Annotated in this window: 19 protein-coding genes and 1 pseudogene; 10 read left to right on the top strand and 10 right to left on the bottom strand. The window is 68.2% G+C overall.

The genetic code is table 11. The features are described 5' to 3' along the window. Both FFS27_RS33580 and FFS27_RS11170 read left to right on the top strand, forming a co-directional pair. A pseudogene (locus FFS27_RS33580) lies at nt 1-129 on the top strand (hypothetical protein); the annotation flags it as partial. An 88-nt stretch (nt 130-217) separates the two neighbouring features. Then, the gene (locus FFS27_RS11170; protein WP_003088140.1) at nt 218-841 is read left to right on the top strand and encodes a glutathione S-transferase family protein; all 624 of its coding nucleotides are present in this window, start codon (nt 218-220) and stop codon (nt 839-841) included. A gap of 13 nt (nt 842-854) precedes the next feature. Here the strand turns inward: FFS27_RS11170 and FFS27_RS34025 are convergent, their stop codons facing one another. Beyond that, nucleotides 855-1241, bottom strand: a complete 387-nt coding sequence (locus tag FFS27_RS34025; protein ID WP_003115740.1) for a hypothetical protein — start codon at nt 1239-1241, stop codon at nt 855-857. Nucleotides 1242-1406: 165 nt separating this feature from the next. Between FFS27_RS34025 and FFS27_RS34020 the strand changes: the two genes are divergently transcribed. From FFS27_RS34020 to FFS27_RS11155, 3 genes are all read left to right on the top strand, one after another. Beyond that, a complete protein-coding gene (locus FFS27_RS34020; protein ID WP_021264665.1) occupies nt 1407-1694 on the top strand; it encodes a hypothetical protein in 288 nt (95 codons plus the stop codon). Nucleotides 1695-2470: 776 nt separating this feature from the next. Further along, nucleotides 2471-3343, top strand: coding sequence for a hypothetical protein (locus FFS27_RS11160; RefSeq protein ID WP_021264664.1), 873 nt, complete (start codon nt 2471-2473; stop codon nt 3341-3343). After that, nucleotides 3327-3995, top strand: coding sequence for a hypothetical protein (locus FFS27_RS11155; RefSeq protein ID WP_021264663.1), 669 nt, complete (start codon nt 3327-3329; stop codon nt 3993-3995). The genes FFS27_RS11160 and FFS27_RS11155 overlap by 17 nt, the downstream gene beginning before the upstream one ends. A 3-nt stretch (nt 3996-3998) precedes the next feature. On the opposite strand, the gene FFS27_RS11150 is transcribed toward FFS27_RS11155, so the two are convergent. Both FFS27_RS11150 and FFS27_RS11145 read right to left on the bottom strand, forming a co-directional pair. Then, nucleotides 3999-6362 carry a DNA polymerase II gene (locus FFS27_RS11150; protein ID WP_023981145.1) on the bottom strand — a complete coding sequence of 788 codons (2364 nt, stop codon included), beginning with the start codon at nt 6360-6362 and terminating at the stop codon, nt 3999-4001. Nucleotides 6363-6430: 68 nt separating this feature from the next. Further along, complete coding sequence (locus tag FFS27_RS11145; RefSeq protein WP_003102722.1) at nt 6431-6964, bottom strand: GNAT family N-acetyltransferase; 534 nt, start codon at nt 6962-6964, stop codon at nt 6431-6433. A gap of 85 nt (nt 6965-7049) precedes the next feature. Between FFS27_RS11145 and FFS27_RS11140 the strand changes: the two genes are divergently transcribed. Beyond that, nucleotides 7050-7601 carry a helix-turn-helix domain-containing protein gene (locus FFS27_RS11140; RefSeq protein ID WP_003132721.1) on the top strand — a complete coding sequence of 184 codons (552 nt, stop codon included), beginning with the start codon at nt 7050-7052 and terminating at the stop codon, nt 7599-7601. Here FFS27_RS11140 and ndhC read toward each other — a convergent pair. Further along, on the bottom strand, nt 7598-7996 hold the full coding sequence (gene ndhC, locus FFS27_RS11135) for an NADH-quinone oxidoreductase subunit A (RefSeq protein WP_003088123.1): 399 nt from the start codon (nt 7994-7996) through the stop codon (nt 7598-7600). The two genes, FFS27_RS11140 and ndhC, sit on opposite strands and share 4 nt — an antisense overlap. Nucleotides 7997-8008: 12 nt before the next feature. Next, nucleotides 8009-8332, bottom strand: coding sequence for a DMT family transporter (locus tag FFS27_RS11130; RefSeq protein WP_003102734.1), 324 nt, complete (start codon nt 8330-8332; stop codon nt 8009-8011). Nucleotides 8333-8662: 330 nt separating this feature from the next. On the opposite strand from FFS27_RS11130, the gene FFS27_RS11125 reads away from it, so the two are divergent. From FFS27_RS11125 to FFS27_RS11110, 4 genes are all read left to right on the top strand, one after another. Continuing rightward, nucleotides 8663-9124: a (2Fe-2S)-binding protein gene (locus tag FFS27_RS11125; protein ID WP_003102736.1), complete on the top strand. Its 462-nt coding sequence runs from the start codon at nt 8663-8665 to the stop codon at nt 9122-9124. Between the two features lie 4 nt (nt 9125-9128). Further along, entirely contained in the window at nt 9129-11324 is a 2196-nt protein-coding gene (locus FFS27_RS11120; protein WP_023091929.1) for a xanthine dehydrogenase family protein molybdopterin-binding subunit, read from the top strand. Between the two features lie 157 nt (nt 11325-11481). Continuing rightward, the gene (locus FFS27_RS11115) at nt 11482-12036 is read left to right on the top strand and encodes a helix-turn-helix domain-containing protein (RefSeq protein WP_021264660.1); all 555 of its coding nucleotides are present in this window, start codon (nt 11482-11484) and stop codon (nt 12034-12036) included. An 87-nt stretch (nt 12037-12123) separates the two neighbouring features. After that, nucleotides 12124-12702: an HD domain-containing protein gene (locus FFS27_RS11110; RefSeq protein ID WP_003110488.1), complete on the top strand. Its 579-nt coding sequence runs from the start codon at nt 12124-12126 to the stop codon at nt 12700-12702. On the opposite strand, the gene FFS27_RS11105 is transcribed toward FFS27_RS11110, so the two are convergent. The 5 genes from FFS27_RS11105 to FFS27_RS11085 all read right to left on the bottom strand — a co-directional run. Then, nucleotides 12699-13328: a LysE family translocator gene (locus FFS27_RS11105; RefSeq protein ID WP_023101338.1), complete on the bottom strand. Its 630-nt coding sequence runs from the start codon at nt 13326-13328 to the stop codon at nt 12699-12701. The genes FFS27_RS11110 and FFS27_RS11105 overlap by 4 nt on opposite strands. Before the next feature lie 197 nt (nt 13329-13525). Beyond that, nucleotides 13526-14713: an HlyD family efflux transporter periplasmic adaptor subunit gene (locus tag FFS27_RS11100; protein WP_021264658.1), complete on the bottom strand. Its 1188-nt coding sequence runs from the start codon at nt 14711-14713 to the stop codon at nt 13526-13528. Then, on the bottom strand, nt 14703-16874 hold the full coding sequence (locus FFS27_RS11095; RefSeq protein WP_003088105.1) for a type I secretion system permease/ATPase: 2172 nt from the start codon (nt 16872-16874) through the stop codon (nt 14703-14705). The genes FFS27_RS11100 and FFS27_RS11095 overlap by 11 nt, the downstream gene beginning before the upstream one ends. After that, complete coding sequence (locus FFS27_RS11090) at nt 16864-18141, bottom strand: TolC family protein (RefSeq protein ID WP_003102743.1); 1278 nt, start codon at nt 18139-18141, stop codon at nt 16864-16866. Before FFS27_RS11090 ends, FFS27_RS11095 begins: the two co-directional genes overlap by 11 nt. Continuing rightward, nucleotides 18141-20532: Ig-like domain-containing protein (locus FFS27_RS11085; protein ID WP_137952007.1), on the bottom strand; the 2392-nt coding region annotated here is incomplete at its 5' end. The genes FFS27_RS11085 and FFS27_RS11090, both read right to left, overlap by 1 nt.

Here is a 20532-nt window from a genome sequence, read left to right as displayed (position 1 = left end):
GCGCTGCACTGGCTCTCGGGCACGCCGCATCCATTGGCGAGCGTGGCGCCATCGTTCGTCATCGGCTGGCTCTACTTCGCCCTCTGGGCGCGCCGCCGCCCGGGCCGCCGGCAAACCAGCCGCGCCTAGCCGGCGCCCCCGCTCGAGCCGCTCCCCGTCGGCGGGATCGGCCCGTATACTCGGAGCCTTCCTATCCGCCCAAGGACGCGCCATCGCCATGCTGGAGATTCTCGGAAAGGCCTCTTCGATCAACGTGCGCAAGGTGCTCTGGACCTGCGCCGAACTGGACCTGCCCTACCGCCGCGAAGACTGGGGCAGCGGCTTCCGCGACACCCACGCGGCGGAGTTCCTCGCCCTCAACCCGAACGCCATGGTGCCGGTGCTGCGCGACGGCGAACTGGTGCTCTGGGAATCCAACAGCATCATCCGCTACCTGGCCAACCGCTATGCCGGCGAACGCCTCTATCCGCAGCAGGCGGCGCCGCGCGCGCGGGTCGACCAGTGGCTGGACTGGCAGGCCTCCGACCTCAACCGCTCGTGGAGCTATGCCTTCATGAGCCTGGTCCGGCAGTCGCCGGCGCACCGCGACGCGGCCCAGGTGGAGGCTTCGTTGCGCGGCTGGACGGGCTTCATGGAAATCCTCGAGGGACAACTGCTACGCACCGGCGCCTATGTCGCCGGCGAGACCTTCAGCCTGGCCGACATCGCCATCGGCCTGTCGGTCAACCGCTGGTACGAGACGCCGTTCGAGCATCCGTCGCTGCCAGCGGTGCGCGCCTATTACGAGCGCCTCGGCGCCCGTCCCGGCTTCCTCGCCCACGGCCGCAACGGCGTACCCTGAGCGAGGCGCGCGATCACTGGCCGAGCGCCTTGTTCAGGCGCTGCGCCAGGGCGGTGGTGTTGGCGCCGGCGGTATCCAGCAGCAGGTAGTCGTAGTCGGACTTGGCCACCGGGGCGATGCGATATTGCAGGACGCCCTCGACCACCTGCTGGCCGGCCGGCACGCTGAGGGTGCCGACACAGGACAGCACGCCGCTGTCGGGATCCTTCTCGAGGATCGCCACGTCGCGCAGCGCGCTGTCCTTGAACTCCGGCGAGCGCTCGGTGATCGCGCCCTGGAGGAAGATCCGCATCAGTTGGTCCTTCACGTCCGGCGAGGCACAGGCCTCGGCCTCCTTCTTCGCGCAGGCGCTCAACAGCAGCGCGGCGCCCAATACAGCGAGCACGGGTAGCTTCATCATCCCCTCGGGGGTCGGTTGGTGATGCGCAGTTGGACTGCGCCGCCGGCGAATGATTCCCAGGCCCCGCGCGGCGCCTGCCGCAGCCAGCACTGGCCAGCCGGCGCGTCTGCCAGTAGTCTGTCCGCCGCGCTGGCGACGCCGGCCCCACGCCAACTGGAGCAAGACATGTACCGAGACACCGTGACCCTCACCGTCAGCGCCGAGCAACGCGGCCGCGAAAGCGAGGCCGTGGACAACCCGAACGTCGCCATCGGCCTGGAAAGCGTCGAGCCGGGCGTGCTCAAGCTGCGCTTCGAAGGCCAGTTGGACGCCCCGGAGAACGCTACCCACATCTGCTTCAGCCTGACCATCGGCCTCACCTACTACGGCCCGATCCTCGACGGCGCGGCCAGCGAGAACGGCGGCTGGATGACCTTCGAGAGCGACATGCTCGACCCGGCGCAACTGGCCTGATCGACTCTCCTTCGCAGCCATCCACCATGCGGAAGGCTGCGAAGTGGCACTTTGACACCCATCCCCCGGCGGTCTATAGACAGTTGCAGAACAGACACGGAAGTGGTGGTTCAGCATGTCAACGTCTTCGACAGTTCGCCCCACGACGAGCCTTTCCGGGATATCCCAGGCCCGCTTCCAGGGGACCCTGACACACGCCTCCCCAGCCTTTCGCGGGACGACTTCTCCGCCTGCGCTCTCCCATCCCCCATGACAGCACCCGGCCGGCGACACGGGCACCGACAGCGCCAGAGCGTACCGACCGGCCTGCGTAACGGGTAGCGACCGGTCGAGTTCTGGCGCGCCGGAAAAGAATCTCCACGCGGGAATCGTCATGAAAATACTCGCCCTTCTCGCAGCCTGCCTGCTGGCAGGCTGCGCCGCCAACGCCCCGCTGCGCGATGACAGCGAATCGACCTGCGCCGACATGCGGCCTTGCAGCGACAGCTACTACGAACGCCATCCGAACTACGAGATCGGCTTCGTCGAATACAGCGAGCGCGGCAACGACTTCGCGCCTGCCAGAACGCAACGCCTGATCGACCAGCTAAAGCGCTACTCCGCCCGGGGGGACATCGCCATGGTGGTGTTCATTCACGGTTGGAAGCACAACGCGGGACGGGACGACGGCAACGTCGCCAGCTTCAACAAGGCACTCGCCAATCTCGCCTCCTCCGGGGTGCTGGGCAAACGCAGGCTGGTCGGCCTCTATGTTGGCTGGCGGGGCAAGTCGATGCATGGGCCACAGCTTCGGCGGCGCAATCACCCTCGGCGCACTTCACGACCCGTTGCTCGAACGCCTGCTGGCTCTCCAGGACGGTCAGCGGATACGCGCCTTCGGCGACGCGGTAATCATGCTGAATCCGGCGATAGAGGCCAATCAGGGCCTGCTGCTCAAGGAGAACAGCCTCAAGGTCGGCGCCCTGGGAACCCAGCCGCCGCCGCTGCTGTACGTCATCAGTTCGCACGGCGACAGCGCCACCCACTTCGCCTTCCCGCTCGGCCAATGGGTCGGCGTCAACCTCACCTGGAGCCAGGTGGACCTGGACAGGACCTACAACGGAACCCGCTATCGCCTCCGGGAAGAAGACCTGGATACCACCGCCCTCGGCAACTACAGCCTGTATCGGACCGCCCTGCTGATCGACCGCGAGTGCCCGCTGCCGGATGGCAGCGACAACTGCGCGCCAAGACCGCCCGAACCACGGGTGATCGACGACACCGATATCGGCAAATGGCGCTTCAGGAGCTTCTGCAGCGCGGACGGCGGCAACGCCGATCCGGCGCTGCCGCGCATGCCCTGCTACAGCAACGAGCCGGTCAACTTCATCTACACCTCGCAGTCCTTCATCGCCGACCACAACGATATCTTCAACGACCAGGTGATCGCCTTCATGGCCACCGCCGTCAGCAAGGCCATCTACGAACGTACGGCTGGCGCCTCCTACTACCGGGAGTGCCACGACCCGGTGCGGAAGAACTTCTCGTTCGGCAAGTGCTTCGACTTCCATTACCTCAAAGCCACGGCCATGCACCGGCGGCTGCAACGGCAGCTCTCGGAACCCGGCACCCGCAGCGAACAGGACGTCCTCTATGAAAACCCTCTCTAGCCTGCTCCTGATCGGCTTCGCCGTCGTTCTGCTCGCCCCGCGGATGGCGCCCGCCGCCAGCGCCGCCGAAGACAAGGCCACCTATTGCGGCTCCGGCTTCACCCAGTATCTGGTTCCGGACGACGTCGCGGGCTGCTCGCTCAGCGAGGCCTGCCGCCTGCACGATATCTGCTACGGCCGCTGCGACAAGGACGGCGACCTCTACGGCAGCGCCTACTGCGCGCAAAGCGAAAAGTCCGAAGCCCGCAACATGAGCAAGCAGCAGTGCGACGCCAGGCTGCAGGCCGACATCGCCGCACAGAACGGCAACAGCCGCCTGTGCCGCGCGGTGGGAGGCGTCTACCGGGTATTCGTGAAGCACCTGGGGCAAGGTCCGTTCAATGGCCGGGAGGCACTGGACATCTACCTGAAGGTCATGCAATCGGCGCCCAGCGCAGCCGACGCCGACGCCCGCCTCGAAGCCATCCATCAGCTACAGAAGCAGGGCCTGACCAACGCCAAGGAAATCCGTTACGACGCCGAGCGTATCGTCATCCCACTCAACAGGCCCGTGGAATCGCCGTTGACCAACGGCTCGGACACTCTCGTCCTGCCGCGCAACCTCGACCGGGAACGGCTGCGCCAGCTGGACCAGCGGCTCATCCGCCAATGAGCCTCAGAATAGTGCCATCTGCCGGTCGACCAAAGTGGCGAAATCATCGCCGACGAACGGCAGGATGGCGTCGGCCACCGGCTGCAACTGCTTGCCCACGTAGTGCTCGTAGTCGATGGCCGCACGCCGCGCCTCGAGCGGCTCGGGACCGGCGACGCTGATCACGTAGCTGATCCAGCCGCCGCTCTGGTACTGCCGCGGGCGCCCGCGCTCGAGGTTGTAGTCGTCGGCGATGCGCGCCGCGCGCACATGCGGCGGCACGTTGCGCTGGTAATCGTCGAGGCGCCGGCGCAGGCGCTTGCGGTAGACCAGCAGGTCGTCCAGCTCGCCGGCCAGGGTCCGTCGTACGTAATCGCGCACGTAGTCCTGGTAGGGCTGGCGATTGAAGATGCGCAGGTAGAGTTCCTGCTGGAAGCGCTGGGCCAGCGGCGACCAGTCGGTGCGCACGGTCTCCAGGCCCTTGAAGACCATCTCCTCGCCACCGTCGGCGCGGCGCACCAGGCCGGCGTAGCGTTTCTTGCTGCCCTCCTCGGCGCCGCGCACGGTGGGCATGAGAAAACGCCGGTAATGGGTCTCGAATTGCAGCTCGAGGGCGCTGTCGAGGCCGAATTCTTCTTTCAGGTGCTCGCGCCACCAGTCGTTGACCCGCGCCACCAGCGCCCGGCCGATGGCCGCGGCCTCCTCCTCGGCGCGGGGGCTGCCGAGCCAGACGAAGGTGGAGTCGGTATCGCCATAGATCACCGTATAGCCCTCGGCCTCGATCAGCTCGCGGGTACGGCGCATGATCCGATGCCCGCGCAGGGTGATGGACGAGGCCAGGCGCGGGTCGAAGAAGCGGCAGCCGCTGGAACCCAGCACCCCGTAGAAGGCGTTCATGATGATCTTCAACGCCTGCGAGAGCGGCTGGTTGCGTTCGCGCTTGGCCGCCTCGCGGCCCTCCCAGACCCGTGCGACGATGGCCGGCAGGCAATGCCGGGTACGCGAGAAGCGGGCGCCGCGAAAGCCTTCCACCGAGTGCTCGTCGTCCGGCTGGCGCAGGCCTTCCACCAGGCCGACCGGGTCGATCAGGAAGGTACGGATGATCGACGGATACAGGCTCTTGTAGTCGAGCACCAGCACCGATTCGTAGAGGCCCGGCCGCGAGTCCATGACGAAGCCGCCGGGACTGGCTTCCGGACGCTTCTCGCCGAGGTTCGGGGCGACGAAGCCGGCGCGGTGCATCAACGGCATGTACAGGTGGGTGAAGGCCGCCACCGAGCCGCCGCTGCGGTCCGCCGGCAGGCCGGTGACGGTGGCCCGTTCGAGGAGGAAGTCGAGCAGTTCGGTACGGGCGAAGATCCGCGTCACCAGTTCGCAGTCCTTCAGGTTGTAGTGCGCCAGGGCCGGCTTGTCCTCGGCGAACATGCGATCGATCTCGTCCATCCGCTGGTATGGATTGTCGATCGCCTTGCCTTCGCCGAGCAGGGTCCGGGCGACGTTCTCCAGGCTGAACGAGGGGAAGCTCCAGGTCGCCGAGCGCAGCGCCTCGATGCCATCGATGATCAGGCGGCCGGCCGCCGCGGCGAAAAAGTGGTTGTTGCGGCTGCCGTGCTCGCGCCAGCCCATTTCGTCGCCGCCACGCCCCAGGCGCAGCGGCACCTTCAGGCGCTGGGCATGCTCATGCAGGACGCGCAGGTCGAACTGCACCAGGTTCCAGCCGATGATGGCGTCGGGATCGTGCTCGGCCAGCCACTGGTTGAGACGTTCCAGCAGCCCGGCACGGCTGTCGCAATAGTCGAGGCGGAAATCCACGGCCGCGGCATCGCCGTTGGCCGGGCCGAGCATGTATACCTGGCGCTGGCCGCAGCCTTCCAGGGCGATGGAGTAGAGATCGCCGCGGGCGTTGGTCTCGATGTCCAGCGACACCAGGCGCAGGCGCGGGCGATAGTCCGGAGCCGGCTTCAGGCGCCGGGCGAGCAGGCTGCCGTCAGCCTCGACACTCGCCTCCAGGCTGACCGGCGCGGTGATGAAGCGCTCCATCAGGTAGCGCTCCGGCGGCCGGATATCGGCCTCGAACACCTCGACGCCGGCCTGGCGCAAGCGTTTCTCCAGATTCATCAGTTGGCGATGCTGCTGGCAGTACAGGCCGAGCACCGGCCGCTGCTGGAAGTCGCGCAGCGCCAGCGGCCGCAGCTCGGCGCCAGTCTCCCCGGCGAGCAGGGACTCGACGCGCCCGCGCTGCTCGGCGAGGACGAACGCCACCGACGGCTGCGGCGGCAGCCGCACCTGCCGCGGGCCCTGCTCGGTGGCCAGCCAGAACGCGACTTCCGTGCCGGCCGGCGTATCGCGCCAGTGCCGGGTCAGGACGAACCCTTGCAGTAACTCCACCATCGACCCCGAATCTCTCGCATCCGCCGATTCTATCCGGCCTGCCTTGGGAACGCTGGCATCTTCGGTCAGCCGGCAGCAGCCAGGCGCTTGTAGAAATAGGTGGTGGGACAGGGCGTGCCGTCCGGCATCAGGGCGTAGTCCGGGATTTCCCCGACCCGTGTCCAGCCGGTCTTCAGGTACAGCCGTTCGGCGGCGCTGCCGCTGACCGTGTCCAGCACCAGCAGGGACTTGCCGCAGGCCCGGGCGAGCCGGTCCAGCTCGCCCATCAGCGCCTCGCCGATGCCGCGCCGACGCGCACGCCGGTGCACCAGCATCTTCGCCACGTCGGCGCGGTGCGGCTGGTTCGGCGGTTGGTCGAGAAGCAGTTGCACGGTACCGACGATCCGCCCCTCCGCTTCCGCCACCAGCAGCAGGCGTTCGTCGCCCGCCACGCTCTCGCCGACGCCGCGCCAGAAGGCCAGCGCCCGCTCCCGCGGCAACGGCCACATGAAGCTGACCGAAGCCCCGCCTTCCACGCAGTCCAGCAGTACCTCGGCCAGTTCGTCCAGGCGCGCCAGGATCTCCTCGCCAGCCAGGCGGCGAATCGTCGGTTCGGTCATCGCGGGCAAGTTCCAATGCAAGGTCGAATTTCCAATATATTGGACAGTGACTATCATGGACGAGAAAAATCCGCCAGGGCCACCCATGGACATCGACGAACTGATTGCCCGACGCCTAGCCGCCCTGCGCAAGGAGCGCGAGCTGACCCTCGCCCAACTGGCCGAACGCTGCGCGGTGAGCAAGGCGATGATCTCGCGCATCGAGCGCAACCAAAGCAGCCCCACCGCCAGCGTCCTCGGCCGTCTCGCCAGCGGCCTGGGGGTCGCCCTCTCCGAGCTGCTCGGCGACACGCAGGCGCCGGCAGAACCGCTCTGCCGGCGCGCGCAGCAGGAAGTGTGGGAAGACCCGGCCAGCGGCTACCGCCGCCGCCAGGTCGGCGCTCGCGATCCGCGCAGCGGCTGCGAAATGGTGGAAGTGGAGATCCCGGCGAACGCCCGCCTCGACTATCCCCGCTGGGGCGGCCGGCCCTACCGGCAGCGCCTGTGGCTGGTCGAGGGTGCGCTGCGGGTGGATTACGGCGAGCAGTCGTTCCACCTGCAACGCGGCGACCGCCTGGACTTCGGCGTCGACCGCGCGGTGACCTTCGCCACCGCCGGGCAAGCCTGCCGCTACCTGCTGGTGATCCTCCACGACTAGTCGTGCGGCTTTTTCCGCCGGCGCTCCGGCGACCAGTCGAGGGCGCCGACCCGGTGCAGGTAGAACAGTCCGACCAGCAGCAGGGAGACGAACAGCGTCGCCTCGACGAAACCCGCCCAGCCATTCTCCCGCAGCGACACCGCCCAGAGGTAGAGGAACGGCATCTCGATGCCGAAGATCACGAACAGCATGGCGACCAACGCGTACTTGACCGAGAAGCGCAAGCGCGACGAGCCGGTGGAATCAACCCCCGACTCGAACGGCAGGTTCTTCGCCCGGCCATGCGACCGGCCGCCCAGCACCCGGCCCAATCCCAGCATGAGCAGGCAAAGGGCGAGCGCGCCGAAGAGGTAGGCGAGCAAGGCCCAGGTCGCGGGAGCGAAGGATGCGTACATGGTGGTCACCCCTCAGCCCTGGCGGGTCGCCAGCTTGAGAATGACGATGCCGGCCACGATCAGCCCCACCGCCAGCAGCCGCAACGGGCTCGGGCTTTCGCCGAAGAGCAGGATGCCCAGGGCGAAGGCGCCGACCGCACCGATGCCGACCCAGATGGTATAGGCCGTGCCGAGGGGCAGGGTTTTCATGGAAACGGCCAGCAGGCCGAAGCTGAGGATCATGAACAGCAGGGTGACCAGGCTCGGCCACAGGCGGGTGAAGCCGGCCGACTCCTTCATGGCCGTGGCCCAGACGATTTCGAAGACACCGGCGAGCAAGAGATAGATCCACGCCATTTTCAGCCTCTCTGCAGGGTCGTCCCCGCGCAATGAAAGAGGGAAAACGGGTCGTCCCGCTTCCGGCTGAAAGTGCGTGCCGCCCGGGCGGGCGTCAGTCACCGACGGCAGCGATCCTAGCGCGTTGCCGATGGCGGGGGAACGCCTGCGCCGACGGAGTTGTTTCGCCGCGTTTCCGCGCCGCGCCCGCCGGGACGCTCGGCAGGATTGATCTAGACTTTCGCAGGATCGTGCAAGGCGTCCGTTTCGTCCTTCGCGCACACTTCGCCCGATGCATCCCTGCCTGATAAGAGATAACGCCCTGCCCGGGCCTTTCCGTGGAGAATCAGCATGCCCACCTCGCTCGTCCTGAACGGCAAGAACGTCACCCTCGACGTCGATCCCAACATGCCCCTGCTCTGGGCCATCCGGGAAAGCGCCGGCCTGCACGGCACCAAGTTCGGCTGCGGCATGGCCCAGTGCGGCGCCTGCACCGTGCAGCTGGACGGCACCGCGGTACGTTCCTGCGTGCTGCCGGTCTCCGCGGTCGCCGGCAAGCGCGTCACCACCATCGAGGGTATCCAGAGCAAGCCCGGCAAGGCCGTGCAGGACGCCTGGGTCAAGCTCCAGGTACCGCAGTGCGGCTACTGCCAGTCCGGCCAGATCATGTCCGCCACCGCGCTGCTGGAGCAGAACGCCAGCCCCAGCGACGCCGACATCGATGCCGCGATGAACGGCAACATCTGCCGCTGCGCCGCCTATGTGCGGATCCGCGCCGCCATCCACGAAGCCGCCGACACCCTGAAGGCCTGACGCCATGAACAGCAAGATCGATCTGAGCAACGCCCTGCCCGGCTCGCGCCGCGGCTTCCTCAAAGGCGCCGCGGTGGTCGGCCTGACCATCGGCTTCCAGTGGAGCGGAGCCCGGCGCGCCCTCGCCGCGGCCCTGCCGGACGCCGGCTTCGCGCCCAACGCCTTCCTGCGGATCGCCCCGGACGACAGTGTCACGGTGATCGCCAAGCACGTGGAGATGGGCCAGGGCGCCTATACCGGTATCGCCACCATCGTCGCCGAGGAACTCGACGCGGACTGGAGCAAGGTCCGCGTGGAAAGCGCGCCCGCCGACGCCAAGCGCTACGCCAACCTGGCCTTCGGCACCATGCAGGGCACCGGCGGCAGTTCGGCGATGGCCAACTCCTGGATGCAATTGCGCGAGGCCGGGGCCAAGGCGCGCGCGATGCTGGTCGAGGCCGCCGCCCGCCAGTGGCAGGTACCAGCCGCCGAACTGCGTACCCGCGACGGCTTCGTCGAACATCCGGCCAGCCAGCGCAAGGCCAGCTACGGTTCGCTGGCCGCTGCGGCGGCGGAACTGCCGGTGCCGGAAAACGTGCAATTGAAGGATCCCAAGGACTTCCGCCTGATCGGTCACCAGGCGCCGCGCGTCGACGTTCCCGGCAAGACCGACGGCAGTGCGCAATTCACCCTCGACGTCAGCCTGCCCGGCATGCTGGTCGCCCTGCTCCAGCGCCCGCCGCTGTTCGGCGCCACGGTGAAATCGTTCGACGCCACGGCGACCAGGGCGATTCCGGGGGTGGTCGAGGTGGTCCAGGTGCCGCACGGCGTGGCGGTGGTCGCCAAGGGCTTCTGGGCGGCGAAGCAAGGCCGCGACGCGCTCAAGGTCGAGTGGGACGAGAGCAAGGCCGAGAAGCGTGGTTCCGAGGCGCTGATGGCGGAGTACCGCAAGCTCGCCGAGCAACCCGGCAAGCCCGCGCGCAGGGACGGCGACGCCGCCAAGGCGGTGGCCGGGGCGACCCGCAGGATCGCCGCCAGCTACGAGTTCCCGTTCCTTGCCCATGCGCCGATGGAGCCGCTGGACGCAGTGGTCAGGCTGACCGCCGACAGCTGCGAGATCTGGGCCGGCGACCAGTTCCAGACCGTCGACCAGGGCAACGCGGCGCGCACCGCCGGGCTGAAGCCGGAGCAGGTGAAGATCAATACGCTCTACGCCGGCGGCAGCTTCGGCCGGCGCGCCAACGCCTGGTCGGACTATATCGTCGAGGCGGTATCGATCGCCAAGGCGCTGGGCGCCAACGGCGTGCCGGTGAAGCTGCAATGGACCCGCGAGGACGACATCCACGGCGGCTTCTACCGGCCGATGTACTACCACCGGCTCGAAGCCGGGCTCGACGCCGACGGCAAGCTGGTCGGCTGGCAACATCGCATCGTCGGCCAGTCGATCCTGGAAGGCACGCCGTTCGCCGCGGTGATGGTCAAGGACGGCGTCGACGCCACCTCGGTGGAAGGCGCCGCCAACCTGCCCTATGCGGTGCCCAATGTCTCGGTCGAGCTGAGCACCACCCAGGTCGGCGTGCCGGTCCTGTGGTGGCGGGTGGTCGGCAGCTCGCACACGGTCTACGCGGTGGAGGCGTTCATCGACGAGGCCGCGCAGGCCGCCGGCAAGGACCCCTACCTGTTCCGCCGCGACCTGCTGGCAGAGCAGCCGCGCCTGCGCGGCGTGCTCGAACTGGCTGCGGAAAAGGCCGGCTGGGACCCGTCCAGGCCGCTGCCCGCCGGGCGCGGGCGCGGGATCGCGGTGACCGAGGCATTCAAGACCTTCGTCGCCCAGGTGGTCGAGGTCTCGGTGGACAAGGACGGCAAGCTGAAGGTCGAGCGGGTGGTCTGTGCGGTGGACTGCGGCATCCCGATCAACCCGGACGTGATCGCCGCGCAGATGGAGGGCGGCATCGGCTTCGGCCTCGGCGCGATCCTGCACAGCGCGATCACCCTGAAGGACGGCAAGGTCGAGCAGAACAACTTCGACGGCTACCAGGTGCTGCGGATCGCCGAGATGCCCAAGGTCGAAGTGCACATCGTGCCCTCCGGCGAAGCGCCCACCGGGGTCGGCGAACCCGGCGTGGCGCCCATCGGCCCGGCGCTGGCCAATGCGATCTTCGCCGCCACCGGGCAACGCCTGTACAACCTGCCCTTCCCCACCTCCTTCGCCAAGGCCTGAGCGAGACGCCCGCCGGCAGCTCCACGGCTGCCGGCGCGGCGCGGGCGGCCCTCCGAGGATCGCCGCCGACCATACGGGTTCCCCCGGTGTCGCGCCGATTTGCCTCCGCCCGGCGTCGGGCGCAGACTTCAGCGTCCATTCGCCCGCGTAGCCAAGCATGACCGAGCCTCTCCCTTCTTCGTCCCTGGGCCCCGCCCTGCGTCGCTGGCGCCTGCTGCACCGGATCAAGCAAACGCATGCCGCCGAATTGCTCGGCGTGGCGCAATCGACCATCTCGCGCTGGGAGTCCGGTACCCAGGCGCTGCTGGTGGAGGAACGGGCACGCCTGGAGCGTCTGCTCGGCGCCCGCCTGGAAAGCGCCGCCGACCAGGCACTGGCCCGCCTGGTCGAGGCCAACCCGCAACCCGTGCACCTGATCTGCGACCTCACCCATCGCTTGCTGGCCTGTTCGCCGGCACGCGCCGCGCAATTCGGCGTGCCTCTCGGCGAACTGCTCGACCGTTCGCTGTGGCCCTATTGCAGCGAGGAAATCCTCCGCCAGGAAGCCACCCTCGAGGAACTCGGCTGGCGCGAACTGCTGGCACCGCCGGCGCTGGAGTTCGCCAGCGGAGCGAACGCCTCGGCCATCGTGCCGATCCGGCGCAGCCGTTGCCGCTGGACCCGCATGACCCTCTCGGACGGACGCGCGGTGCGCCTGGTGGAAACCCTCTGACGTCGCCACGGATATTTTATCCATGGACCTTCAGCACCGCCGCGCCTAGGCTTGCAGGCTCGTTTCACCGGTAGCGGAGCCCGCGCCATGTCCCTCGAACTGCTGAGCAACCGCCTCGAATTCCTCCGCGAAGCCGAACGCCTGAAAGACGTCCTGCGCTCCGCGCACACCTCCTCCGGCCGCCCGGAAAGCACCGCCGAACATAGCTGGCGGCTGTGCCTGATGGCACTGGCCTTCGAGGACCAACTGGCCGGCCTGGACCTCGGCAAGGTTCTGCGCATGTGCGTGGTCCACGACCTCGGCGAAGCGATCCACGGCGACATCCCCGCCGTCGAGCAAGCGGCGCACCCGGACAAGGGCGAACAGGAACGCGCCGACCTGTTGCAGCTGACCCGTCATCTGGACACGCCGCTGCGCGATCGCCTGCTCGCCCTGTGGGACGAATACGAGCGCGGCGAGACCGCCGAAGCCCTGGCAGTGAAAGCGCTGGACAAGCTGGAAACCCTGCTCCAGCACACCCAGGGCGACAATCCGGCGGACTTCGACTATGCCTTCAACCTCGACTACGGCCGTCGCTATACCGACCGCGCACCGCTGTTCAAGACCCTGCGCGAGCTACTCGACGCCAGGACCCGACAGCGCCTCGCAGCTCGGCGCGATGCCTAGCGTTCGCGCCCAAGCAACAGCAGCCTCAGCGCCAGCCCGAGCATCAGCAGGCCGAGCAGCCGCGATTGCGCCACGGCGAACGGCCGATGGCGGCGCAGCCAGGCGCCGAGCGGACCGCTCAGGCCACCGAGCAACAGGTGGAAAAGCAGCGCCACCAGGGCCAGCACCCCGCCCAGTTGCATCAATTGCAGCGCCACCGGTCCGGCCGAAGGTTCGACGAACTGCGGCAGGAAGACCATGAAGAACAGCAATGCCTTGGGGTTCAGCAGACTGTTCAGCAGCGCGCGCAGGAACACCTGGCGCAGCGGCAGGACGCTCAGCGTTTGCGTCGGCGCGGCGGCCTTGTCATGGAGCATCCCGTAGGCCAGCCAGAGCAGGTAGAGCACCCCGGCATAGCGGATGATGTCGAAGGCCGGCGGCCAGCTCGCCACCAGCGCGGTCACCCCACTCACCGTCAGGGCCGTCAGCAGCAGATCGGCGCAGGCGATCCCCGCCGCGGCGACCGCGCCGCCACGCCACCCGAGACTCATGCCATGGCCCATGACGAAGGCCATGTTCGGCCCCGGGGAAAGCAGCAGCATCAGCACGGCGACGACGAACAGCGTCAGGGTGGGCAGACCGATCACGACGATATCCTCCGGCAGGGAACGCCAGACTAAGCCGTCGGCTCGCCAGCGCGACAGATACAGCACCAGCCGAGTTCGGCGGAACAGTGGGCCATACCTGCGTCCGCGCCAATGAATCCGGCACGCTGCCCCTGCCACGACGCGCCGCTGTCGGAGCGGCAACGGGCGAGCGGCTACCGGGACGCGCGCGGCGCGCCTCAGTACAGGCGCGCCTTGATCAGCGGCCGCAGCAGGTAGTTGAGCACGCTGCGCTTGCCGCTGAGGATGTCCACCTCGGCAACCATCCCCGGAATGATCGGCAATACCTCCTCGCCGCGCTTCAGCTGGCTGCCATCGGTCTTGATCAGCACCTGGTAGTAGGACTCCTTGCCATGCGGGGTCTCCTCCTCGATGGTGTCGGCGCTGATCTGCTCCAGGGTGCCCTTGAGGTCGCCGTAGATGGTGTAGTCGTAGGCGGTGATCTTCACCTTGGCCGGCATGCCGGGAACGAGGAAGGCCACGTCGCGCGGCTTGATCTTCGCCTCCACCAGCAGGCGCTCCTCTACCGGGATCACTTCCATGATCGGCTCGCCGGGCTGGATCACCCCGCCGCGGGTGTTGATCAGCACGGTGTTCACCCGCCCGCGCACCGGCGACAGGATCTCGGTGCGGCGCAACTGGTCCTGGCGCTGCTGGACGATCGGTTCCAGGGCGCTGAGATCGGCCTTGCGCTGGGCGCGCTCGGTATAGGCATCCTGGAAATAGGTGCTTTTCAGCTCGGTCAGCTTGCCGCTGAGGGTGGCGATGTCCTGGCTCAGCTTGAGCGCCTCCATCTGGCTCACCGCACGCTTGGCCACCAGCGGGCGAACCAGGTCGAGCTGGCTCTGCGCCAGGTGGATCTGCCGCTGGATCGCCTGGGTGCCCTCCACCAGTTTGTCGCGGCGCGACTTGAACAGCTCGCGTTCGGAACGCGCCAGCGGCCCCTCGGGATCGACGTCCGGCGGGAACTCGATGCTCTTCTTGCCGAGCACCTCGGCGTCGAGCCGGGCAATGGCCGCGCGCAGCACGCTGGCCTGGTTCGCCGACTCCTGGAAGTTGGTGAGGAAGCGCGTCTCGTCGAGGCGCACCAGCGGCTGGCCGACTTCCACCAGGTCGCCCTCCTTCACCAGCAGGCGGTCGAGGATGCCGCCCTCCAGGCTCTGGATCTTCTGGATGCGGCTGAACGGCACGACCCGACCGTCGCCGCGGGTCACCTCGTCCAGTTGCGCCCAGGCCGCCCAGCCGATGAACAGCAGCACGCAACCGAGCAGGGTCCAGAGCAGCGGCCGGTAGACCGGGTGGGTAGCCGCCAGCAACGGGTCGGCCAGCTGCCGGCGCAGGGCGGCGGCGTCGCGGTCAGAGTCCATGGTTGCCTCCTTCGGCGGCCTGCGGTGCCTGTACCTGGTTGCCCTGCACCACCTGCTCCAGCGGGCCGTCCATGATCACCCTGCCCTGGCGCAGGACCACCGCACGCTCGACCAGGGCGAGCATGCTTTTCTTGTGGGTGGTGATGACCAGGGTGCGCTTGCCCAGCCATTGCTGCAGGTAGTCGATGACCTGTTTCTCGCTGCCCTGGTCGAAGGCCGCGGTCGGCTCGTCGAGCAGCAGGATCGGAGGGTCCTGTAGCAGCACCCGGGCCAGCCCGACGGCCTGGCGCTGGCCGCCGGACAGGCTGGCGTTGCCCTGGATCGGCATGTCCAGCCCCAGCGGGTGGCCGCGGACGAAGGCGCCCAGGCCGACCCCGTCGAGGGTCTCCAGCAGTTCCTCGTCGCCCAGCGCGGCGTTCTCCAGGTTGAGGTTGTCGCGCAGGCTGCCATGGAACAGCGCCACGTCCTGCGGCAGGTAGCCGATACCGCGCTGGCGGTCGGCTGGGTCGATCTGGGTCAGGCTGACGTCGTCCAGCAGCAGGCGTCCCGCCTGCGCGTCGAGCAGGCCGCTGAGCAGGCGCAACAGGGTCGACTTGCCGGCGCCGTTGCCGCCGAGCAGCGCCACCCGCTCGCCGGCGCGGATGTTCAGGGCCTGCACGTCGACCACCGGCGGGCTGTCGCCGTGGGCCAGGCGCACGCCCTCCAGGCGGTAATGTCCCTGCAGGCGCTCCTTGTGCACGAAGCGCTTGCCCTGGGGGCGCTCCTGCTCGGCGCTCATCAGTTGGTCGAGGCCTTCCATCGCCACCTTGGTGTGCTGCCAGCGACCGAGGATGCCGGCCGCCTGCGACAGCGGTGCGATGGCCCGCGAGGCGAGGATCGAGCAGGCCACCAGGCCGCCGACGGTCATCGCGCCCTCGCTGATCCGATAGACGCCGAAGACCACCACGCCGACGTAGCAGAGCTGCTGGACGATGCTCGCCGAGTAGCTCAGGGTCGAGGCCAGGGTATGGGTCTTCATCGCCGTGCCGGCCAGTTCGCCGGTCAGGGTTTCCCACTGGTGCAGGCAGCGGCCTTCGGCGCGGGTCGCCTTGACCGTCTCCAGGTGTTCGAAGGCTTCCAGCAGCACGCCGTTCTTCATCGCCCCTTCGCGCAGGTTCTGCCGCGACAGGTGGCCGAGCAGGCGCTGGGTCAGCAGCCCCGGCAGGATCATCAGCACGCAGGCCACCAGCGGCACCCAGACCACATGGCCGCCGATCACGGCGATGATCAGCAGGAAGATCGCCACGAACGGCAGGTCGCTGATCAGCGCCGCGCTGGACGAGGTGAAGAACTCGCGCACCGACTCGAACTCCCGCACCTGGGTACTGAAGGCGCCCATCGACGCCGGCTTGGCGGCGACCCGGGTGCTCAGCACGCGGGAGAACAGCAGGGTCGAGAGTTGCAGGTCGAGGCGCTTGCCGAGCACGTTGAGCAGGTGGCCGCGCATGATCCGCAGGACCCCGTCGAGGACGATCGCCAGGGCCACGCCGCTGGCGAGGATCCACAGGGTGTCGAACGCCGCGTTGGGCACCACGCGGTCGTAGACCTGCATGGCGAACAGTGCCGAGGCGACCGCCAGGACGTTGGCCACCAGCGCCGCGGCGGTGACCTCGGCGTAGGAACGCCAGAGCCGCTTGAGCGGGCCGAAGAACCAGTGCTCGGGCAAGGCGCTGGCGTAGTCGCCGACCCGCCCGTCCGGCCGGTAGCGACACTTGGCGAAGATCGCCGTGCCACTGTACAGCGCTTCCAGCTCGGCCAGCGGCATCCTCTGGCTTCCGCCGTCGCTCTGCGGCACCAGCACCTCGGCGTGCTCGCCGTCGTTGCCCACCAGCACCAGGGCGCGGCCGTCGTCGAGCAGCAGCAGGGCCGGCAGCAGGTAGCGGTCGATCCGGCGCAACGGCTGGCGGGTGACCTGGGCGGTGATATCGGCGCGGCGCAACGCGCGGGCCACCAGGTGCAACGGCAGGCGACCGTGCTCCAGCGGCATACCGTCCACCAGCTCGGCGTCGCCGAGCGGCCGGCCGAGCTGCCGGCAGAGCAGCAGCAGGCCCTGGCGCAACGGGTCGACGATGGGGTCGTGGTTGAGGATCACGACGTTATCCGGGGTTTTCTCAGCTTCCATGATTCAGCCGGTTCTCCAATAGCGGACCCAACAGGCCGACTTGCGCGGCCGCCCGATACTCGATGCGCTTGCGTTCGATCCGCAGGTTGATCAGTTGCCGCTCTGCCTCGAACCGCTCGCGCTGCACGTTGAGCAGGTCGATCACGTCGCGCCGGCCAACCTCGAACTGTTCGCGATACAACTCGCCGACCTGCTCCGACTCGGTCACCTGCTGGGTCAGCGACTGTTCCCGCCAGCGCAGCGTGTCGCCGTTGTCGAAGAGGTTCTGCAGTTGCCGGCGGATGTCGCGCTGCATCGCGTCGGCGCTCCATTTCGCCGATTCCAGGCGCTGCTGCGCGGCGGTCGGCCGGCGGAAGTTGGAAAGCCCCTGGAAGGTGTCCATGCGGAAGCGCAGGGATACCACCGAGTCGCTTTCCGGATGCCCGCCGATCTCCCGGCGCAGCGCGCTGGCCTCCAGGTTCAGTTGCGGCAGCAGCGACGCCTTGGCCTCGCGGACCTCGGCCTCGGCGACATTGGCGTCCTCCAGGGCCTTGCGCTGCAAAGGCGATTCGCGGATCACCCGCGCCATATCGCTGGCCGCCAGGTAGCGTTGCAGCGACATCGGCTCGGGCTCCACCAGGTCGGCGGGCTCCTGGCCGACCAGGATCGCGTACTGGTTGCGCGCGTCCTGCAGGTTGCCCTTCTCCAGCGACAACTGCTCCTGGGCCCGCGACAGTTCCAGATTGGCGCGATCCAGCTCGCTGCGGTCGGCGTAGCCGTCGCCGCCGCGCGCCTGGGTCATCTCGCGGATACCGTCGAGGCGCTGGATGTGTTCGCGTACCGCCTCCACCCGGCGCTCCGAGGCGAGCACGTCGAGGTAGGTCTCGACGATATCCAGCGCCGCGTCGTCGCGCGCCACCAGCACCGCCTCGGACAGCTTGCGCTGGGTCGCGCTGGCGCTGTCGACCTTGCTCGTCACCCGACCCCAGTCGTACAGCATCTGCGACGCGGTGAGATCGTAGACGATCTCGCCGAAGTCGAACTCCTGCGGCCCCCCGGACATCGTCACGGAGGGGTAGTACCCCCCTTTGGCCATCTCCACCTCGGTGCCTGCGCGGTCCGCTTCGGCCATCGCGGATCGTACTTCCGGGTGGATCGCCAGCCCTGCCCTGACCGCCTGGTCGAGGGGCATGGCCGACGCGAACATCGGCAGGCCCAGGGAAAGGAGCCAGATGGCTCCCTTCCCATGCCGCCGTCCCTTGCGCGCGTACTGCCTGCGCCCGCGCATCAGACCACGACCTGTACCGTGTTGTCCTCGATCAGCAGGGTGGTACTGCCGAAGGTGTAGACGTCGTAGGTAATGCCGTTGATCAGTTGCGTGGTACCGGTATTCACCGCGCCCACCACGTTCAGGGTGTCGTTGTTCTCACCAGTGATCTGCAACGTGTTGTTGGCATCGGTGATGGCATCCACCTCCGCCGCGGTCAGGGTCAGCACGCTACCCGAGTCGCCCTTGCCGAGGTCGATGCGCTCGAGGTTGCTGAGCGTGCCGACGCCGACGGCGTTGTAGTCGAGGTCGATGCCGTTGGCCAGGACCAGGGTGTCGAACCCGGCGCCGCCATCGATGCTGACGAAATCGGTCGCGGTGATCTGGATGGTGTCGTTGCCGTTGCCGGCCACCACGTGATCGCCGGTGCCCACGTTGAAGATCAGGTCGCTGCCGTCGCCGCCGTTGATGTGCTCCGAACTGCCGTTGGCGCCGGACAGCACGTCGTCGCCGGAAGTACCGTTGACATCGATCTGGCCGATGTTGAGCGACAGTCCGTTGGGGGTCAGGGTGATCCCGTAGGCGGCGCTGTCGTTGCCGTTGCTGTCGGTGGACACCAGGTTGAACGAGATCTGCGAGCCGAGGTTGAGGATGTCGGTGATGTTCAGCCCCAACTGGGTGAGGATGGTCGGGCTCAGCAGGTTCAGCGAGAAGTTGCCGGACGAGTCCGCCTGGATCGGCAGCAATTCGACGTTCAACGCCGGGGTGATGACCCGGATCACCACGCTGGAGTTGGGCTCGGTGGTGCCGCTGAAACCAAAACGCGGGTTCAGCGGGTTGAGGCTGACGTCGAGGCCGAAGTTACCGATGGTCACCGGTTGCTCGATGCTGGTGCCGATGCCGATGCTCGCCGTGTTGCTCGGGTTGCCGGCCGGGTCGCGACCGACCACCGACACCTGGGCATTGAGCAACTGGTCCCAACTGAAGTCGATATCCAGGTCGGTGAGCAGGTTCAGCGACGCCAGCCCGCTGTTGTCGGCGGTCACCGTGGCGGTGGCGGTCACCCCGCCGACGTCGACGGTGACCGTCAGCTCGGTGCCCGGCTCCGCCGAGATGGTCAGGATGTTGCCGACCAGGGACAGCACCGGGGTCGCCGGCGGAATGGTGTCGATGGTGAACGGCACCGGGGTCGACGCGGTGCCGCCGTTGATGTCGGCGGTGACGGTCGAGGCGCCCTCCGGGAACGGGCCCATGCCGCCGGGAGGCGTCAGGGTCAGGGTCAGGTTGCCGGCGGCGATGTCGCCGGCGGTGAGGGTATGGCTGACCTCGGCCTCGTAGCCGTTCTGCCCGGCGAACTTGACCGTGACCACCTGGCCGACCTGCATGGTCGGACGGACCGTCACATCGACCTGGATGCCGTCGCCGATCTCCGCGGCGTTGATCCAGGTATCGGCGGCTTCCGGCACGCTGATGGTCGGCGGCGCCAGGTCCGGCGCGTTGATGGTGGCCGGCCCGCTGACGTTGCCGGCGGCGTCCACGGCAACCCCAGCGATCAGTTCGCCGGTGATCAGCGGCGGCGCGAACGGCAGGCTGAAGTTGCCGGCGCCGTCGACGGTGACCGTGATCGGGTTGGCGGTGTCGCCGTTGACCACGATGCGCACCTGGCTGTTCGGCTCGGCGGTGCCGGTCAGCAGCGCGCCGTCGGCGCTGATGCTCAGCAGCGGAGCGGACGGCGCCACCGAGTCCACCGTGGTGCTGGCCGGACCGCTGGCGTTGCCCGCGGCGTCCTCGGCGACGGCGTTGATCACCGTACCGTTGGCCAGCGGCGTGCCGGGGGTGAAGGTCCAGTTGCCGCTGCCGTCGGCGGTGGTCTCGCCGATCGGGTTGCCGTTGCCATCGGTGAGGATCACCTTGGCGCCGACCTCGGCGGTCCCGGTGATCACGCTGCCGTTGCTGGCATTGATCACCGGCGTGGCCGGTGCCACCGTGTCCACCGTGGTGCTGGCCGGGCCGCTGGTATTGCCGGCCGGGTCCTGGGCCACGGCGTTGACCACCGTGCCGTTGGCCAGCGGCGTGCCCGGCGTGAAGCTCCAGTTGCCGCTACCGTCGGCAAGGGTCTGGCCGATCGGGTTGCCATTGCCATCGGTGAGGATCACCCGGACGCCGGGTTCGGCGGTGCCGCTGAGTTCGACACCATTGCTCGGGTCGATCACCGGAGTGGCCGGAGCCACCGCGTCCACCGTGGTGCTGACCGGACCGCTGGTGTTGCCGGCGGCGTCCTGGGCCACCGCGTTGATCACCGTGCCGTTGGTCAGCGGTGTGCCCGGAGTGAAGCTCCAGTTGCCGCTGCCATCGGCGGTGACCTGCCCTATCGGGTTGCCGTTGCCGTCGGTCAGGGTCACGGTAGCGCCC

The organism is Pseudomonas sp. 2VD, from assembly GCF_005503585.1.
Lineage (GTDB): Bacteria > Pseudomonadota > Gammaproteobacteria > Pseudomonadales > Pseudomonadaceae > Pseudomonas > Pseudomonas aeruginosa.
The sequence above is the reverse complement of the archived record's forward strand: the minus strand, read 5'-3'. Positions and strand labels throughout refer to the sequence as shown.

Bases quoted from the DNA above. Each gene is read 5' to 3' on its own strand.
- FFS27_RS11170 (WP_003088140.1), top strand. From the start codon at position 218: ATGCTGGAGATTCTCGGAAAGGCCTCTTCGATCAACGTGCGCAAGGTG.
- FFS27_RS34025 (WP_003115740.1), bottom strand. From the start codon at position 1,241: ATGATGAAGCTACCCGTGCTCGCTGTATTGGGCGCCGCGCTGCTGTTG.
- FFS27_RS34020 (WP_021264665.1), top strand. From the start codon at position 1,407: ATGTACCGAGACACCGTGACCCTCACCGTCAGCGCCGAGCAACGCGGC.
- FFS27_RS11160 (WP_021264664.1), top strand. From the start codon at position 2,471: ATGGGCCACAGCTTCGGCGGCGCAATCACCCTCGGCGCACTTCACGAC.
- FFS27_RS11155 (WP_021264663.1), top strand. From the start codon at position 3,327: ATGAAAACCCTCTCTAGCCTGCTCCTGATCGGCTTCGCCGTCGTTCTG.
- FFS27_RS11145 (WP_003102722.1), bottom strand. From the start codon at position 6,964: ATGACCGAACCGACGATTCGCCGCCTGGCTGGCGAGGAGATCCTGGCG.
- FFS27_RS11140 (WP_003132721.1), top strand. From the start codon at position 7,050: ATGGACATCGACGAACTGATTGCCCGACGCCTAGCCGCCCTGCGCAAG.
- ndhC (WP_003088123.1), bottom strand. From the start codon at position 7,996: ATGTACGCATCCTTCGCTCCCGCGACCTGGGCCTTGCTCGCCTACCTC.
- FFS27_RS11130 (WP_003102734.1), bottom strand. From the start codon at position 8,332: ATGGCGTGGATCTATCTCTTGCTCGCCGGTGTCTTCGAAATCGTCTGG.
- FFS27_RS11125 (WP_003102736.1), top strand. From the start codon at position 8,663: ATGCCCACCTCGCTCGTCCTGAACGGCAAGAACGTCACCCTCGACGTC.
- FFS27_RS11120 (WP_023091929.1), top strand. From the start codon at position 9,129: ATGAACAGCAAGATCGATCTGAGCAACGCCCTGCCCGGCTCGCGCCGC.
- FFS27_RS11115 (WP_021264660.1), top strand. From the start codon at position 11,482: ATGACCGAGCCTCTCCCTTCTTCGTCCCTGGGCCCCGCCCTGCGTCGC.
- FFS27_RS11110 (WP_003110488.1), top strand. From the start codon at position 12,124: ATGTCCCTCGAACTGCTGAGCAACCGCCTCGAATTCCTCCGCGAAGCC.
- FFS27_RS11100 (WP_021264658.1), bottom strand. From the start codon at position 14,713: ATGGACTCTGACCGCGACGCCGCCGCCCTGCGCCGGCAGCTGGCCGAC.
- FFS27_RS11095 (WP_003088105.1), bottom strand. From the start codon at position 16,874: ATGGAAGCTGAGAAAACCCCGGATAACGTCGTGATCCTCAACCACGAC.
- FFS27_RS11090 (WP_003102743.1), bottom strand. From the start codon at position 18,141: ATGCGCGGGCGCAGGCAGTACGCGCGCAAGGGACGGCGGCATGGGAAG.